Source organism: Paenibacillus sp. FSL H8-0260 (genome assembly GCF_045040625.1).
Taxonomy (GTDB): Bacteria; Bacillota; Bacilli; order Paenibacillales; family Paenibacillaceae; genus Paenibacillus_AQ; species Paenibacillus_AQ odorifer.
Map to the genome: position 1 here is coordinate 1851191 of NZ_CP150298.1, position 16828 is coordinate 1868018.

12 protein-coding genes are annotated in these 16828 nt (G+C 42.7%); 6 read left to right on the forward strand and 6 right to left on the reverse strand.

The annotated features are described in order from the left end of the window. Positions 1–5 precede the first annotated feature (5 nt). The 3 genes from MHI51_RS07970 to MHI51_RS07980 all read right to left on the reverse strand — a co-directional run bounded on the left by MHI51_RS07970 (position 6) and on the right by MHI51_RS07980 (position 7370). A complete protein-coding gene (locus tag MHI51_RS07970; protein ID WP_076277098.1) occupies positions 6–920 on the reverse strand; it encodes a transcriptional regulator in 915 nt (304 codons plus the stop codon). A gap of 192 nt (positions 921–1112) precedes the next feature. Further along, positions 1113–5984: a LamG-like jellyroll fold domain-containing protein gene (locus MHI51_RS07975; protein ID WP_342410576.1), complete on the reverse strand. Its 4872-nt coding sequence runs from the start codon at positions 5982–5984 to the stop codon at positions 1113–1115. 480 nt (positions 5985–6464) lie between these two features. Then, positions 6465–7370 (reverse strand): transcriptional regulator, encoded by a 906-nt coding sequence (locus tag MHI51_RS07980; protein WP_076126270.1) that lies wholly within the window; start codon positions 7368–7370, stop codon positions 6465–6467. A gap of 276 nt (positions 7371–7646) precedes the next feature. Between MHI51_RS07980 and MHI51_RS07985 the strand changes: the two genes are divergently transcribed. The 4 genes from MHI51_RS07985 (at position 7647) to MHI51_RS08000 (ending at position 11863) form a co-directional block, all read left to right on the forward strand. After that, positions 7647–8891, forward strand: coding sequence for an extracellular solute-binding protein (locus tag MHI51_RS07985; RefSeq protein ID WP_076101554.1), 1245 nt, complete (start codon positions 7647–7649; stop codon positions 8889–8891). 79 nt (positions 8892–8970) lie between these two features. Beyond that, positions 8971–9849 carry a carbohydrate ABC transporter permease gene (locus MHI51_RS07990; RefSeq protein ID WP_076126272.1) on the forward strand — a complete coding sequence of 293 codons (879 nt, stop codon included), beginning with the start codon at positions 8971–8973 and terminating at the stop codon, positions 9847–9849. Between the two features lie 53 nt (positions 9850–9902). After that, on the forward strand, positions 9903–10799 hold the full coding sequence (locus MHI51_RS07995; protein ID WP_036675639.1) for a carbohydrate ABC transporter permease: 897 nt from the start codon (positions 9903–9905) through the stop codon (positions 10797–10799). A 104-nt stretch (positions 10800–10903) separates the two neighbouring features. Continuing rightward, positions 10904–11863: a family 43 glycosylhydrolase gene (locus tag MHI51_RS08000; protein WP_076184723.1), complete on the forward strand. Its 960-nt coding sequence runs from the start codon at positions 10904–10906 to the stop codon at positions 11861–11863. A 334-nt stretch (positions 11864–12197) separates the two neighbouring features. Here the strand turns inward: MHI51_RS08000 and MHI51_RS08005 are convergent, their stop codons facing one another. Both MHI51_RS08005 and MHI51_RS08010 read right to left on the reverse strand, forming a co-directional pair. Next, entirely contained in the window at positions 12198–13010 is an 813-nt protein-coding gene (locus MHI51_RS08005) for an ABC transporter permease subunit (RefSeq protein ID WP_076277095.1), read from the reverse strand. After that, complete coding sequence (locus MHI51_RS08010) at positions 13007–13894, reverse strand: ABC transporter ATP-binding protein (RefSeq protein WP_076277094.1); 888 nt, start codon at positions 13892–13894, stop codon at positions 13007–13009. Before MHI51_RS08010 ends, MHI51_RS08005 begins: the two co-directional genes overlap by 4 nt. Before the next feature lie 165 nt (positions 13895–14059). Between MHI51_RS08010 and MHI51_RS08015 the strand changes: the two genes are divergently transcribed. After that, positions 14060–14653, forward strand: a complete 594-nt coding sequence (locus MHI51_RS08015; protein WP_076277093.1) for a TetR/AcrR family transcriptional regulator — start codon at positions 14060–14062, stop codon at positions 14651–14653. Between the two features lie 37 nt (positions 14654–14690). On the opposite strand, the gene MHI51_RS08020 is transcribed toward MHI51_RS08015, so the two are convergent. Beyond that, complete coding sequence (locus tag MHI51_RS08020) at positions 14691–16187, reverse strand: amidase (protein WP_076277092.1); 1497 nt, start codon at positions 16185–16187, stop codon at positions 14691–14693. A gap of 148 nt (positions 16188–16335) precedes the next feature. Here MHI51_RS08020 and MHI51_RS08025 point away from each other — a divergent pair, with 148 nt between their 5' ends. Beyond that, positions 16336–16803, forward strand: a complete 468-nt coding sequence (locus MHI51_RS08025) for a MarR family winged helix-turn-helix transcriptional regulator (RefSeq protein WP_076126284.1) — start codon at positions 16336–16338, stop codon at positions 16801–16803. The last annotated feature ends 25 nt before the right edge of the window (positions 16804–16828 follow it).

Here is a 16828-nt window from a genome sequence, read left to right on the forward strand (position 1 = left end):
CGGCTTTATTCTTGGTTATCCGTATAGAACAACTCAACGATTAGATCTTCATTATAATTTCCAAAACCTTTGCCAAAAAGAGTAATCCCGCCAATATGCTCGGCATCTTCATCTACGGAAAGCTTGAAAGACCACTGTTTGTCACGGATATTCACTTGATCAAGGGTAACTTCTGAGAGCTTTAAACCATCCATAAATGTACCTTTCGCTGTAATACGCAGCTGCTTGAGCAAGCCGTATTGGTTCGTGAGTGCTGGCCACCAGGCCGGTGTATATTTACCACGGCTATCCCCGTAGTCACCGGGACTTGTCCAGAATCCAAGCTTCACTCCGTTCAAAGTGAATGTGATATCCGAAGGCCAATTATTATTAATGGAAGGTGCTTCGGAAGCAATTTCCATGGTTATAATCAGTTCCTCAGGATGCTGGCTGGAGAGTAGGAAATTAGGGATTTTATATTCGATAAATCCTTTGCCGAACCAAAGAATCCCCGCATTCATACGCTCAAGATCCCAGAAATAGCGGGGATCATCAAAACTGCCGATCACTTTCTCAGTAGTTGCAAGACCACAGGTTGGCTCGATCAGGAAGTCGGAGTAATGTCCAACCGGAATTTCCTTGCGATAACTTTTGCGCTCATTGATCTGTCTGCCTGGGAAGGTGATTTCTGCTCCTTCAGCAGCTAGAGTACAGATCTTTTGCAGACCACTTCGACCAGGTGCCATATGCGTCTGGATCAGTCCGGCAGCTTCCAGCTTACGCACATGCATAGTCATAATGGCGCTGCTCAAATTTACTGCTGCGGCCAATTCCTTAACATTCATAGGATTTTCGGCAAGTAAACGCAACAAGTGCAGGCGTACTGAGCTGGCTAAAGCTTCATAGACGGGAAGGGATTCTTCCGACAGGTCAAGTTTCATAAGTGGCCTCCAATTAAAATTTATGGGCTAATCGCCGATGATTAAGAAATTTATTAATAACAATATAATAATCGACGTTTATTTCGGACGTATAGTTAATGATTATATTAGTTAAATACTTTTTTTACAATATGGGACTTTAAAAAAAGAACGGAGCCTGTGGCTCCGCTCTCTTTCCAAATCAAATCTTGCTTAATCTACGTTCGAGCTATACTCTGCCTGTACTTCATCTGACTTGAGCGCTCTGCTGTAAATCTTCAGTTCATCAATCATGCCCTTAAATGGTGCATCCCAATAGTTGACGCCTAGAGCGAAAACGCCGTTTTTGTTCTTAAAGACATTCGGGAAGCCCTCACCAGAGAACTGCTCTACTCCGTTAAGGTAAACTTTTACGGTACCATTGCTGACCGTAAACGCAACATGTGTCCATGCGTTTACTGGAATCTTCATGGCAGAAATAGCATCATACCAAGCTTCTCCGGACCATAATAACGTTTTACCGCCGCCGTTCTGAGGAACGAAGCTAATCCAGCTATTTTTAGTGGCAGCGCCGAAGAAAGTAGTTGTTGCATCTGTAAGTTGTTCAGGGTTTAGCCACATAGATACGGTATAGGTATTGCTGTCAATTAATCCATCAGGCAAACGGATACCGGAGGTACCGTTGAATATTGCAGCTTGACCGAGGACACCGTTACCGTATGTGATATTGCCTACAGTTGGGCTATCTACTTTTGCTCCTGTAACTTCGCCTTTTCCGTTCAATTGGAAGGAGTCGTCCAGGTCGCCATCAAAAGCATAATGAGCTACTTTTCCATCAGTTACATTTACTGTGTAGCTGGCTGAAACTTCGCTTCCATCAGTCGCTGTTGCAGTAATTACAGCTTGGCCACCGACAGTTAGTGCTGTTACTATTCCGCTCGCTGCGTCAACAGCCACTACGCTGGAATCGCTAGAGCTCCAAGTTAGCGCCTTATTTCCGGCATTGGTTGGAAGCACACTAACTTGAGGGGTGAAAGTATTTCCTACAGCTACTGATTTAACAGCTTCACTGAATGAGATATTACTTACTTTAATGTTCGTATCAGGCTCACCGTTTACAAGCCAGCCCACAGCTTCCGCAGACAATGCTCTATCATACACGCGGAATTTATCAACCAAACCTTTGTATGGTGCATCCCAGTAGTTCACACCAAGAGCAAATACACCTTTTTCTGTATCGAAAATATCTGTGAATCCTTTTCCGGAGGATTTCAATATACCATTTACGTACATATTGACTGTTCCAGCATTGTAAGTGAAGGCAACATGCGTCCACTGGTTAACTGGAATTTGTAAGCCTGTATCAGCATCTAGCCAAGTATCGCTACCGAACCAGAGTCTGGTGGTTGCTCCACCGTTTCCATATGGCAGGAGACTGAACCAGTTCGTTTCGGTTTTAGCACCGAAGAATACAGGAGTAAAAGCTTTTAATTCGGATGGGTTCAGCCACATCCCTACCGAATATGCGCTACTTTGAATTAATCCGTCAGGTAGACGAACACCGGATTTACCATCAAACTTGGCTGCCTGACCGTCTTTACCAGCCTCAAAAGTGATGTCTCCATCCTCAGTGTTGTTGATCAGATTTCCGGTGACTATGCCGTCAGCTGTGCGATCCCCATTTTCTGCAAGGTCGCCATCAAAGTCAAAGGCAGCTACTAAGCCGTCTTCCAATTGCGTGCTCTTTTTTTCCATAACAACGGCGGTGAAGGTCTTAGTTACTGCGACTTCGCCTAGCTTAATTGTAGCAGTCAGTTCAACTGTAGCGTTTCCAAGTCCAAGTTCAGGACGAGTAACCTTACCATTGTTAGCAATTACGGCCTCATTGGAAGAGGACCATGAAATTTCTGCTCCGCGCAAGCCTTCCGTAGGGAGGGTGATGTCATCGTATATTTTTCTTGTGTCACCAATACTCAAGCCTGCAGCAATATTGTTCAAAATCTGCTCAACGCTCATCGATTGCATCTGGCTGCCCCAGATAGTGATTCCTTGATCTGACATTGCGGTGAACGTCATAACATGCTGTTGTCGTGAGGAATCCCATTGCTTCACAAATACACCTTTGTAGAGATGTTGTACGGTGTTTCCATTTTCCGTTTCGTTAATGAGCAAATGAGCGAAGTACTCATCCTTCAATTCCCAAGTTCCGGTTAACGATCCAGCGATCGTTCCGTCACTTTTTAGCTCGATATCTACTGTAGGTTTGATAACGCCTGAAACATCCTTGCCGTGGTTAACGAACTGATAAGAGCCGACAACATTATCCCGTGCTACAGCCCCAATAGTTTCACCCGTGTAACGATGTACGGCAGTTACTGGCCAGCCATCTTCGTTAGTGAACATTTGATGCACACGAAGTTCATGTGTTTCACCACGGAGTGGGAAACGAGTGTGGAAGAAGTTAAATATTTTACCCGTTTCATCATCATATTGTACCGAGTTATGTCCTGAGGACACATAACCATACGTTTGGAAATTCGGGTCTGCATTTTGATTTGTAAACATGAAGTTTCCTAACAGCTTATTACCATATGGTGTGTTGTCACCATCGGTAGTTAGAACAGCATTCTGTCCTGCTGCATCCGTATAAGGGCCGTCCGGATTTGTTGAACGGAACTGCCGCATGCTGTAACCGCCTTTGGAGTCCAGTCCACCGTAAGTTACATACAAGAAGTAGTAACCAGTATCCTTATCATAAACGATGTACGGACCTTCACCCGATTTGGTCATTCCGCCAGAAATATGGGTTCCGAAATAGCGGTCGATAAGACGTCCATCAGCGGTCTTTCCATCTTTGCCTGGATATTTAGGTTCTCCGGTAGCTGGATCAATCTCCAGAATGAATATACCACCTGACCATGAACCATAAGTCATCCAAAGCTTGTTGTCTTTGTCGTAGAAAATAGTTGGGTCAATTGCATTTGTATAGGTTTTGTTTTGATACAAACCACCTGCATTAAACCAATCTGGATTGACACCTTCCAACGTTCCATTGTCGATAAGGTCCTTGATATTTGTATTGTCCCATTTCTTATTTACTTTACTGTCACTGTCATAAGCCTCTTCCTTGGTGAAACCGGAATAAATTACGGTATTTCCATAAGTATAAGGCCCTTCGATATTTTGCGAAGTGGCGTAGCCAATCGCCGAACGGATATAAGTAGAAGAAGCGCTGTAATACATCATATAAGCGCCAGTTGTTCCATCAGCGTTCTTATAATCGTTATTCCAGAATACGTCCGGTGCCCAGATGGAGAATCCGCCTTTACTGTCCGAATCGTTCTCGCCAGCCCACTTAAAGGATTCTGCCAGATTCTTGGACAGATCACCAAAAATCACGTTGCCCGGTGTTGTATAACCATTAGTGAACTGTGTCCAGTTCATCAGATCATCTGATTTGGCCGCATCGATATGAGAGCCAAATACATAATAAGTTCCATTATCCACTACCACCGATGGATCATGTACCGAGACATTGGTGAGTGCTGGTGCAGTTGCTCCCGGACTAGGTGTAGCCGTTGGTGCCGGAGTAGCCGTCGGATTTGGTGTAGCCGTCGGATTTGGTGTAGCCGTCGGATCTGGTGTAGCCGTCGGATCTGGTGTAGCCGTCGGATCTGGTGTAGCCGTCGGATTTGGTGTAGCCGTTGGATCTGGTGTAGCCGTTGGGGCCGGAGTAGCTGTAACTTCCGGAGCCGAAGTAGCAACAGAACCGCCGTTAGATCCACCGGTACCAGTGGTTGCCGTAGCCGTTGGAGTTGGTGTTTCAAAATGGATTAACTGACTGTACTTGCTATCAAAGATAACCTTACCCGTGCCTTGGATGGTTAGGATATCGTTGAAACCAAGGATTAGATTCTTGATTTCTGTACCTGCCTCTACACGCAGCTTGGCTTTTTGCTTCAGTGTAACTTCAGCAATACTGCCTGCTGTCAGATGGAGTGTAGGCTCTCCCAACGCTTGAAGCTCAACGGAATCAAAGCTTCCTTTCAGCTTGAGGATGGAATCCTTAGGCAGCGTATTCTCAACAATAACCCGGCTGAAACCTGCCCCCGTTAATGCATCTTCCTCTAGTATTGCACTGGAATGTACGCGTACGTTTGGTACGGCACTTGTGCCTCTAGTAACGACTCGCAGCTTGCCGTTATGCTTATCTACTACCATTTCAGCAGCATTGGAGTCGCTTAGTACGACACTGTTTTCACCGCCACCAGAAACGAATACTTTTCCCTTAACAGTGACATTATTCAGTGTGACATCGCCCTCAGCAATACCTTCGGTAAGGTAGAGATTCCCTGAGATTGTGGAGTTTTTCAACTCTACGCCTGGGCTGCTGATAACCATATTCCGAGTGTTAATCCCCGAATAGCTTCCGCTCTTAGGCGTGATTTCTCCGCCAAGCTTCTCAATCATGCGCAGTGCTTCCGCTCTTGTTACAGCCTGAGTTCCTTTAAAGCTGCCGTCAGTGTAACCTTGCAGATAACCTTCACCAAGTAAAGACAATACTGCTTCTTGGCTCCATTCTGGCAAATCAGCAGCATCCTTTGGTGCAGAAGTGCCAACAGATGAGTTGAGTTGGAACAGTCTGTATAACATTACTGCAGCTTCTTGCCGACTTACTTGCTGTGCGGGTCGGAAGGTGCCATCGCTGTATCCTGTTACATATCCTGCAGCGGTTGCTTTTTGGATATCGCTGTAGTAAGCACCTGTCGTGGAAACATCCGTGAAGCCTATATCGGCTTTTTCCTGCAAATTAAAGACCCGATTAACCAGAGTAACCCACTCTGCACGGTTGATTTCTTGATTTGGCTTATATATTCCGTTTCCGTAACCGAGAATCAAGCCCTTATCTACCCAGGTTTGAAAATCTTTTTGTGCCCAGTGGCCGGAATAATCGGCAGTTTGTTGCTGAGTGGATAATGCGACTGCTTTGGAATCGCTTGCAGAAGCAGCAGAAATTAATGGAGCAGGCACTAATAGAGTGAGGGCAAGCAGGGAAGCGGTTAGTTTACCAGTAGTTTTTCTCAAATGTATGTTCCTCCGATTCTAGTGATGTAGAGCTTGTACACGCGTATTTTTCCAATTCCTCCCTTCTTTACTGAAAAAAATGTAAAACGCTTACATAAATAGCTACTAAAAAAACGCTTTCGAATATGAAAATGGTTTTAATTTATGTATTACTAAACCATAACACGGAAAACGTTTTATAATGCTCTCATTTTAAGCATGATATCAGCAAATAGTCAAATAGAAATTTAATGATTTATGAATCTTTTTATATTTTTATAAATTATAAATTCAAAATAGAGGTAAATGATTTAACTACTGGTGATTACTGCTGAAGTGGATAAGAGTGAAATGCAGTGAATGGATGACAAGGCGGGATATATCAGCAAGATAAAGAGAGGGGATAGGGCATAACAGGTGGGGGGGAGCTAAAGAAGAATAGCTAATTAGTTGTTCACCCCCGCAAAAAAACCAGTTTTGCTTAGATCATAAATGAAAAATTTACAGATAGTACAATTTGAAAATAATATCTTGATCATGGTTTCCGAATTTTTTTCCGAAAATCGTTGCTCCTCCTACGTGTTTTGCATCTTCCTTCACTTCGATCCGAAAGGTCCAACGATCACAATTCGTATCTAAATCCTCAATCGAAACCTGAGACAGCGGGTCACCGTCAATGTAAGTTCCATTGTGGTTTGTAATTCTAATCGTTTTTAGCAATCCGTATTGATTGATATTGTGTGGCCACCATTCCGGTGTGAATTTACCTCTAGCATCAGCGAAATCTCCGGGGCTCGTCCAAGTCCCTAATTCCAAGCCATTCAAAGAAAAGGTGATGTCTGAAGGCCATACGTCATTAGCAAAGGGGAATTCGGAAGAAAGCTCTAAGCTAATCTCAAATTGCTGTAGGGTTTCCTCTTTTTTTAGGAAATTAGCGATATTATATTGCACATAACCTTGCGTGAACCAGAGAATCTCTGCGTCCACTCTTTTAGAATCCATGAAATACTTAGGTTCGTCTACTCTGCCGATAAACTCCTTATCCGTAGCAAGTCCGCAAGTAGGTTTCAGATCATAATCGGTATAATGACCAATCGGCACTGATGTCTCGTAGGAGGCAAAAGAGTGAAAGATTTTTTTCGGGAAGTTAATCTCAATATGATCCACCCTAAGGATTGAGATTTTTTGCATTCCTGATTTGCCAGGCACCTTTTCAGTTTTTATGAGCCCTGCATCTTCTAGTTTTTTAATGTGTTTGGTAACGATAGGACTGCTTATTTTAAGTTCTTCTGCCAAATCTTTGATGTTCATCTTATTTTTGGAGAGCAACTGAATAATTTTGATGCGTACTTCACTCGCTAAAGCTTCGTAAACAACAAGAGAGGATTTGTCGATTTCCAACTGCATTTTACCCACTTCTTTCAAAGTTATTTCATATACTGTAAAGTTTATTAATCTATATATAAAGTAACATGAAAGGTAACCGAAGTAAATATAATATCGCTTTCATCTCCGAGAGATGAATCAAAAGGTTAATTAAACGAAAAAAAATTCTGTTAAGTTTATTTAAATGTTATTGACTACGCTTTCACAATGAATGTATACTAATCTCAAGTTAATCGTTTTCAAAGAAAGTGAACATGAATGGTTATCTTAACATTACAGCTGCAGGGGGAGAGAGTAATGAAAAAGAAATTTGGAGTTTTATTAGCAACGGTTCTAACATTATCGACAGTTTTGGCAGGATGCGGTGGTAAAGATGATAGTAAGACGATTACGTTCTGGACACCGCTGACCGGTGATGACGGTGCTTATATGGATCAAATTGTTAAAAACTACAATGCAACGAATCCCGAAATCAAAGTAAAACATGTTATTACGGCTGATATGTACACAAAAATTTCTACAGTTTTGGCATCTAGCAAAGGTGTTCCTGATTTAGCAATTATCCACGCTGACCGTGTTCCTGGGTTTGTTAAACAAGGTGTACTGGAATCCATGCAAGATACCGTATTGCCAGCACAACCTGAACTGAAAGCTGAAAATTACTTACCACAAGCTTGGAACACTGGTAATATCGATGGAACTCAATACACAGTTCCTCTTGATATTCATAGTAACGTAATGTATTACAATAAAGATTTGCTGAAAAAATATAACGCTGAATCCTTCTTGGATGATAACGTTGTTACTATTGATGAAATGCTTTCCTTACAAGGTAAATTGGATGAAGGCGATTACGTAGTTAATGATGCCTTGCTGGGCTGGGTTATCTTGGCTCAAATTCAAGATTTGGGCGGGGATATCCAAGTCGATGGAAAACCGGCTGTTAATACCCCTGTATTTAAACAAGCGTTTGAAAATGTTAAGAAAATCGCTGATGCTGGCCTGATGACTCCATTTGGTGAAGACGGTTACTTGATGTTCCAATCTCAAAATGTACTTTTCTCGACAGACGGAACTTGGAGTTCTACAGCACATGCTGGGGTTGAAGGCTTGAACTTTGGCGTGACCAATGTTTATTCTCCTACTCCTGATAAATTCACCAACAGATCTTCTTCTCACTTGTTCGCTATGTTGAAAAATGATAAGAGAACAGACGAAAAAGAAGTGGGTATTGCTAACTTCTTGGAATATGTTCGTACGAATTCGATGGAATGGGCAAAAGCTGGACAAAACGTAGCAAGTAACGTAGTTAACCAAAGCCCTGAGTACAAAGACTTTATGCAATCCTTCTTTACATCTGATGAAAAAGAAATCGAATCCCTATACATTTACACCTATGAATACTACCCATACATTGCGGAAGCTGTAGATACTTACTGTGCGGATATCGTGCGTGGCAACGTTGATATTGATGAGACTTTGGCAACGATGCAAAAATTTGTTGAAGATAAAATTGCGGAAAGCAGCAGTGCAGCAAAATAAAGCAAAATAGAATAGATTGTACGAAGTAATGTGCCATGTTATGGTGCATTACTTTGTGCAAAAGGAGAAATGAATTCCTATGAAAAAGAAAATCAATTGGGCACCTGCTTTCTTTGTAGGTCCGCATGTCATTTTGTTTGCTGTCTTCATTTTAGTGCCAACGATTTATGGGATTTATGCTTCATTTACAAAATGGAATTTAATGAGTGATCCGGTATGGGTAGGCTTTGATAACTATAAGGCTATTCTTTTTGACAACAGTTCAACCTTTCATACTCAATTTTTCAGAGGTCTAAAAAATACACTGATTTTCGTTGCTATGTCTGTTCCGTTGCTGATTATTATTCCATTAATGGTCGCGGTGGCGTTGGAACATAAAAAAGTTAAAATGAAGAGCTTAATTCAATCTATTCTTTATATTCCTGGCTTGATTTCAATTTCTGCGGCAGCACTGATTTGGCTGTTGATCTTTAATAAGCAACTTGGGATCACTGGTAATCTATTTGGATCACAAATTGCTTGGCCTGCAAATCAACCCTATGCGTGGATTATTATCATTGTAATTACTTTATGGGGTGGTATTGGGGGCAACATGATTATCTATCGTGCTTCCTTAAGTGGCGTTTCTCAAGAGTTATATGAATCGGCTGAGCTCGATGGTGCGGGTTCTATTAAAAAATTCACTAGTATTACCTTGCCATCTATTCGTTTTCCATTAATTTATACCTTTGTTATGACAACTGCGGGTGCCTTTAATGTATTCGGCCAACCGTTAATGATGACCGATGGCGGACCTCGACAAAGTACACACGTTCTAATGATGTATATTCGTCAATTAGCTTTCGGTAACGGTGAGTCCATCGCCGGGATGGCATCAGCTATGGCAGTTTTACTGGGATTAGTTATTTTGGTGATCTCAGCGCTGCAATATTTTGTAATGAACCGAAATGCTTCATAGGTTCGCAGAAACTAATTGACTAACAAGGAAATGGAAAAGGTAGGTGTACTAAAATGTCAAACCAGGCAGTAAATCCAGTTGTAAATACAACAGGCAAAATAAAAGGCTCCTCCAGTGTAAGTATTTCAAAATATATTTCCTATATATTTCTAGGTATCCTATGTGTGATTTGGATCATTCCTGTTATATTCGGGATTTCCACCTCATTTAGATCACAAACGGAAGTAGTCTCCTCGGGCTTTAGACTATTTCCTAAAGAGTGGGTCTTTGAGAACTACGTTACAATCCTAAACAATACCTCTACAGCTCCAATTCTACGTTGGTTAGGTAACTCATTGTTTATTGCCACATCTCACACCATTCTGGTTGTTATTGTTATTTCGATTACAGGTTTTGGTTACACCCGTATTAAGTTTAAAGGAAGAGACACATTGTTCTTCACTTTGCTGGGGATCTCCTTCTTTCCGGGTGTTGTTAACTTGATTCCTTCTTATAAAATCATTGACTCCTTTGGTTGGGTGAATACTTCCTGGGCTATGATTATCCCTGGTCTTGCGGGTATGGGTAATATCTTCTTGGTCAGACAGTTTATGAACGGTATCCCAAAAGAATTAGATGAATCGGCTAAAGTTGATGGTGCTAGTGACTTTAGAATTTTCGCGCAAATTATATTGCCGTTAGTTAAACCAATATTGATTGTTTGCGGATTGTTCTCCTTTACTGGATCTTGGAATGACTTCCTCTGGCCGGTTATTGTGTACACAGATGTAGACAAAATGCCAATTACCGCTGGTTTGCTCTTATTGCAAGACATCTACGGAAACTATCGTATGATCGGACAATTAATGGGCTCGGCAATCATGGCGATTATTCCAACATTGCTGCTATTCGTTTTTGCACAAAAATACTTCGTTCAATCCATCAACCTGAATTCGGGTATCAAAGGTTAGATCGAATGAACTTAAACTTAAATACACCTTGACTTCTTATAAGGAAGGGTGTGTTTTGGTGACCTGCAAATATAAAAAAAGAGATAAATATAGGAGTTGTCATTGTGAGAGAATTTAATGTGAAAAATCCACTAGTTGAGCAACGAGCAGATCCTTGGATCTATAAACATACTGACGGGTACTACTATTTCATAGCTTCAGTTCCGGAGTTCGATAGAATTGAGCTTCGCCGTTCTGAATCTATTCAAGGATTGGCTGAGGCTGAAGGAAAGACCATTTGGGTTAAGCATGAAACGGGTTTGATGAGTGCTAATATTTGGGCGCCAGAGATTCATTATATTGATGGAAAATGGTACGTGTATTATGCAGCTGCACATACCTCTGATACGAAAGATGGTTTATTTGATCATCGCATGTTTGCACTAGAAAATTCATCCGCAAATCCTTTAGAGGGTGAATGGGTGGAAAAGGGTCAAATAAAAACAAAATGGGAATCTTTTGCCTTGGATGCAACAACTTTTGAGCATAAAGGAGTTAGATATTACGTTTGGGCACAAAAAGATCCTGCTATCCCTGGCAATTCAAATATTTATATTTCCGAAATGGAGAACCCTTGGACACTAAAAGGCGAGCAGGTGTGCATCACCACTCCTGAATATGATTGGGAAAAAATCGGATTTTTGGTGAATGAAGGCGCGGCAATCCTTAAGCGTAATGGACGCATTTTCATGACTTTCTCAGCTAGTGCAACAGATCACAACTATTGTATGGGATTGTTGACTGCTGATGAGAATAGTGATTTGATGGATCCAAAATCATGGGTCAAGACACCTGAACCTGTGTTTACGACTTCTGAGGAAAACGGCCAATATGGTCCGGGACATAATAGCTTCACTGTCTCTGAGGATGGCACACAGGATATCCTTGTTTTCCATGCTAGAAGCTATAAGGAAATTGTCGGTGATCCGCTTTACGATCCGAATCGTCACGCACGTGTGCAAGTAATCCAGTGGAATGAAGACGGAACGCCAAACTTTGGTGTACCTAGACCGGATACGAAATAAAAAGGGATTTGTCGCATAAAACAACAGAGCAATGATTCTCCCAGAGGTGGAGAAACACTGCTCTGTTGTTTTTTATAAGAGTCATAGTTATAACCCTCCTGAGGCTTATGGACTCAGCTGACGCTATTTGCAAGTTTTTGGCCATTTGAGCAAGGTTGCGGACCCCAGTGCAGCTATTCCTTTAGAAAAGGTTCATTTTTGCTGTTCTTCAAGCCAATAACGACTTTAGGGTCCGTTAGGTACGCAAATTTGTGATAAAGTTGCATTTAAGGTCAACGGTGTCCGATAGTTGCTTCGGGAATGCGTAAAAGCGAGTTGATCAAATGAGGTACTCTTATAATGGAAGCTCCCGTCTTCTGAACAGTTCTACTCCCAAGGAAAAGGTGAACACTCCGATCAACAGCAGCCAACTGGAGACCTGAATTATCTCCACGTTGCCCTGAACGATTTCCCCGGGTTGATAGAAGGAGAATAAGGTTAGGAAACGCAGTCCTTCCAGTTTGTCGCTTATTTTACCGAGTAGATCCAGAGTGAAAAATCCGAAGGCGATGGCGCCGGAAATTCCGAGCGCTTTTTTCTCGTCATTACATACAGAGGACACGAGAAAGGTAAGGCCGCCTACGGCAAAAAACAATAAAAACGCCACGGTATTCAGCTGAGCGAAGCGACCACTGTTAAAGTCATATTCACTGCCAAGGAACCATGCTTTACCTAATAATCCGGCGAGGGTGGTTACACCCATAATTAAGAGTAATGCTGTAGTGAGAACAAGTGCCTGCGTGGTAGCGACTTTTCTCCGTGTAGTTGGGGCTATGAGCAGATAGGCCATGGAACCGCGATCCACGAGTCGAGCCATAAGCTGCGTTGACATTTGCACACAAACTATGGAAAGAATCAGAACTAGTATAAGTCCATAATATTCTCCGGAGATAAAAGCTTCAGCACTGGTAAATCCGCTATTTAATCCAAAGGCTTTACCCACACCCTCTGGCATCGCCTTAATAAGGTCATCAATTGCTTGTGTGCTCCCCGCAATCCCAGGATAAAGCCAGATCATAAACAGAATATAGAAGGCAGAACCAAAGGTGTAATTCAATATTCCTTTCAGGTTCACTCGCATCATTTCCTTATAGAGCGGAAGATTCATTGCACTGCCCCCTCGCGGTCATAATAGTCCATGAAGATGTCCTCCAGATTTTGCGTGAATACGTCGATGCTGCGGATATTGTATTTTCCAGTTTCCCGGATGAATCGGTCATAATTGCCCTGCACAGCTATGCGGACCCTATTTCCCTCGTGAGCTTCCACTTGTAGGCCGGAGGCGGCAAAATTCACTGCATCTTCACTATTCGCAAAAATGACCTCAAACAGCTTCCGTTGCATCGATTGCAGTTCATGAATATTTTTTACGGTGATAATCCGTCCGTCTTTAATAATTGCGGCGCGGTCACAGGTGCGTTCAATTTCTTGAAAGCTGTGTGAGGACATGAGAAAGGTGGTTCCGGCTGATTTTTCTTCCAGTACCAGATCAATAAATACCTTTTGCATGAGCGGGTCGAGACCCGAGGTAGGTTCATCCAGAATAATAACGTCAGGACTGTGCATAAAAGCAGCGACGATTCCGACCTTTTGCTTCATTCCCTTTGACATTTTTCGGATCGGAGTGGTGGCATCAAATTGCAAACGTTCAATCAGCTGCTCGCGTTTGGTAGTATTTTTGATTCCCTGCATGGCTGAGATAAATTTAAGGAAAGAAAGACCCGTCATCCCATCAAAAAAGTTGATTTCACCGGGTAAGTAGCCAATATGCTTCTGGACTGTCCCTTGTGCCTTCCATACATCAAGCCCATGGATACTCGCATGCCCTTGATCTGGTTTCATAAAACCCATGATATGCCGTATGGTCGTCGATTTACCCGCACCGTTAGGACCCAGAAATCCAAAAACCTCGCCTTTATTTACGGTAAATGTTACATCTTCGATTCCTTTGCCATTCGAAAATCGTTTAGTTAAGCCTTCTACTACCAGCATGCTGCCACCCCCGCCGCAAAATAATGAACTATTATGAATCAGATATTTCATATGTTATATTATTCCTAGTGGTTAATGAAGTCAATATAATTATGAAATAATTGAAATGAAATATTTCATTAAATTTGAATATGCATACTTAATAACGAAGTTAGGGTGGAAGCTATGAATGGATTTGAAAAGAGAGCAGCACAGATTAAACTCAAAATTATGAAAACTACCATGGAGATGCTCAAGAACTGGGAACCGAAACGTCTACGGATCGCTGATATTGCGAAAGAAGCAGGGGTCTCTCAGGTGACGATTTATAATTATTTTGGCAGCAAGGAAGCGCTGCTTAGTGAGTCTTTTAAGGACTTTGTTCAGAAGGAAATTCAGAAATTTGAAGATTACATTTATCAAGAGCATTCTCTAAAGGAGATTATGGGTTACATTCTAACCATGGAGAGGGAAACTTACAGCGGTTTATCTCCCGCAACTGTGAAGGAGCTTATGGTTGAGGATCAAGAAATGTTCCATTATATTGAGGAACGATATGCGAATGACATTTTGCCGGTGCTGGTGAAGATGGTCGAGGATGGGAAAGCGCGGGGAGAAATCTCAAATAAAGTATCCACCAAAGGGATACTTTCACTAATGGGGATGTATATGCGTAATGCAGGTGAACTTCTAGACGAAGCTAGCAAACAGGAAGATATGGATGCCTTCATCGAGGAAGCCATCCATATTTTCTTCTATGGCATTTGCGGGAAAGAGTAAGGGGAGCTTGAGCTGCGAGAGCATCACCCTTAATTGATCAGGTGAACAGCGGATTTCCATTCATGCCGACCCAAAGAGCGGATTGTTCAAGCTGGGCAGCAAGCTGAAGCAACAAATCTTCACGGCCTTTGTTCGCCATGACTTGAACGCCTAGCGGCAGGCCAGTTGCTGACTTATGGACGGGCACACTCATTGCAGGCTGGCCTGTCAGATTTGCGAGCTGGGTGAACGGTGTATAGGTTAGGCTTGGCTCAAACATCTCGTAAATTAAGCGGCTCTGTTCTTCTTTTGGCAATTCATTTACGTGCAGCAGCTTTGCTATCTCTGCAGGTTTATGTGTTAATTCACCAATTTTGGGAGCAGAGTTTGCATTCGTAGGTGTTATATATAAGTCGTAATGATTAAACAGTTCCGCCATTTGGGCGGCTGCAACGTCCCATTCATCCAGACTATGTACGAATTCGGCCGCTGAAACATTTTTTCCAGTCTCACCAAGGACCCACGTAATGATATCGACATCGTCAGCAGTTATGGAACGTCCCATATTTCTCTCCAGGGAGACGAACATCGCTGTTACCTCTCCGGCATTCATCGTATAGTAGTTCTCCATCAGTCTTGTGCCATTCACAGGACTTTCTGTTTCTTCAACCGCATGTCCTTCAGCTTCGAGCCAGTTCACGGTTTTGAGAACAGCATTTACGGCCTCTTCAGAGACAGGCGTACCTACTGGGGAAGCCGTCGTAAATCCAATTCGTAGTTTACGTTGCGTAGGCTTAAACAGGTCATCCAGATATACGCCCGGGTATAACGGGGTCTGGAAGGCGGCTTCTGGCTGCACAACCTGCAGCAGATCTAACATAGCAGCGCTATCGCGAACGGACCGGGTTAAGGCAAAATCAATAGAAGCCCCTTGCCATTGACGGCCGACTCCGGGTCCTACTGGTGTGCGCCCGCGCGTGGGTTTAAGTCCGAATAGGCCTGTGAATGAGGCGGGAATACGGATGGACCCACCACCATCACTGGCTCCCGCTACTGGAACAATACCAGAAGCTACAGCCGCTGCGGCTCCGCCACTTGAACCTCCAGGAGAATATTCGTGATTCCAAGGATTACGAGCAGGGCCATGGAGGACATTCTCTGTAATGTTTTTTAAGCCGAACTCGGGTGTATTCGTATGGCCAAGTGGAATAAAGCCGGCTTTCCTAATTCGTGCAACATAATTTGAATCCCACCGTGCGACATTGTTCTTCATCAGCATAGCCCCACAAGTGATGGGCTCGCCAGCGATAGATTGGGAAATATCTTTTAATAGAAACGGAACGCCAGCAAACGGCCGAGTGTTATCCTGAACAGGCATCTCGTCGGCTTCTCTAAGAGCAGCTTCACGACGGGTGCGCACCACCGCATTTATGACCGGATTGATCTCATCTAACCGAGCGAAGGCGGCTTCGACCAGCTCACGAGGTGAAATTTCACGTGCTTTGACAAGTGAAGCAAGTCCTAGAGCGTCATAGGTAGAGTAAGAAAAGGACAAATTAGATACCCACTTTCAATTTAGGATGATTATTATATTATACATCCCATTAGTTATTTTTTGAAAATGGGTAATCTGACATCTATCAATTCTTTTTTACGTCATATTAGGCTATACTTAGTGTTAAATGATTTTATGGGGTGTACTGATGAACGAAGAGAAATATCAGAATGTGGATGGATTAATGGAGGCTTTCCAACAATTCGCTAGAATGAACTGGCGTAAAACCACGATTTGGGGCTTGAAGCCAAGTGAGGTCCGGATGTTGGTTTCTTTAAAGCTTGGTAAAGAACGGGAAGGGAAGAAGGGACAGACGGTTTCGGAGATTAGCAAGTTTCTGAAAGTCACCTCTCCTACGGTTACCCAAATGCTCAATAGTCTGATTGCACAAGGATATGTGGTGCGTACTTCTGATGCACAGGATCGCCGAGTTAGTGAGATCACGCTTACGGAAAAAGGGGAGCATCTGGCTGAGATGGCTGTAACGAAATCCCGGAATACCTTTAAAGGTATGATTGATTACATGGGCAAAGAACAGACGGATACGTTAATGGAGCTGTTAAACGGAGTCTATGTTTACTTCGAAGAATTGAATGATCAACCAAACGAATCCTAGCCCTTCCTATAAAAAAAGAGATGCC

Coding starts and splice junctions, on each gene's coding strand:
- MHI51_RS08025 (WP_076126284.1), top strand. CDS start 16,336: ATGAACGAAGAGAAATATCAGAATGTGGATGGATTAATGGAGGCTTTC.
- MHI51_RS07995 (WP_036675639.1), top strand. CDS start 9,903: ATGTCAAACCAGGCAGTAAATCCAGTTGTAAATACAACAGGCAAAATA.
- MHI51_RS07980 (WP_076126270.1), bottom strand. CDS start 7,370: ATGCAGTTGGAAATCGACAAATCCTCTCTTGTTGTTTACGAAGCTTTA.
- MHI51_RS08010 (WP_076277094.1), bottom strand. CDS start 13,894: ATGCTGGTAGTAGAAGGCTTAACTAAACGATTTTCGAATGGCAAAGGA.
- MHI51_RS07985 (WP_076101554.1), top strand. CDS start 7,647: ATGAAAAAGAAATTTGGAGTTTTATTAGCAACGGTTCTAACATTATCG.
- MHI51_RS07990 (WP_076126272.1), top strand. CDS start 8,971: ATGAAAAAGAAAATCAATTGGGCACCTGCTTTCTTTGTAGGTCCGCAT.
- MHI51_RS07970 (WP_076277098.1), bottom strand. CDS start 920: ATGAAACTTGACCTGTCGGAAGAATCCCTTCCCGTCTATGAAGCTTTA.
- MHI51_RS08015 (WP_076277093.1), top strand. CDS start 14,060: ATGAATGGATTTGAAAAGAGAGCAGCACAGATTAAACTCAAAATTATG.
- MHI51_RS08005 (WP_076277095.1), bottom strand. CDS start 13,010: ATGAATCTTCCGCTCTATAAGGAAATGATGCGAGTGAACCTGAAAGGA.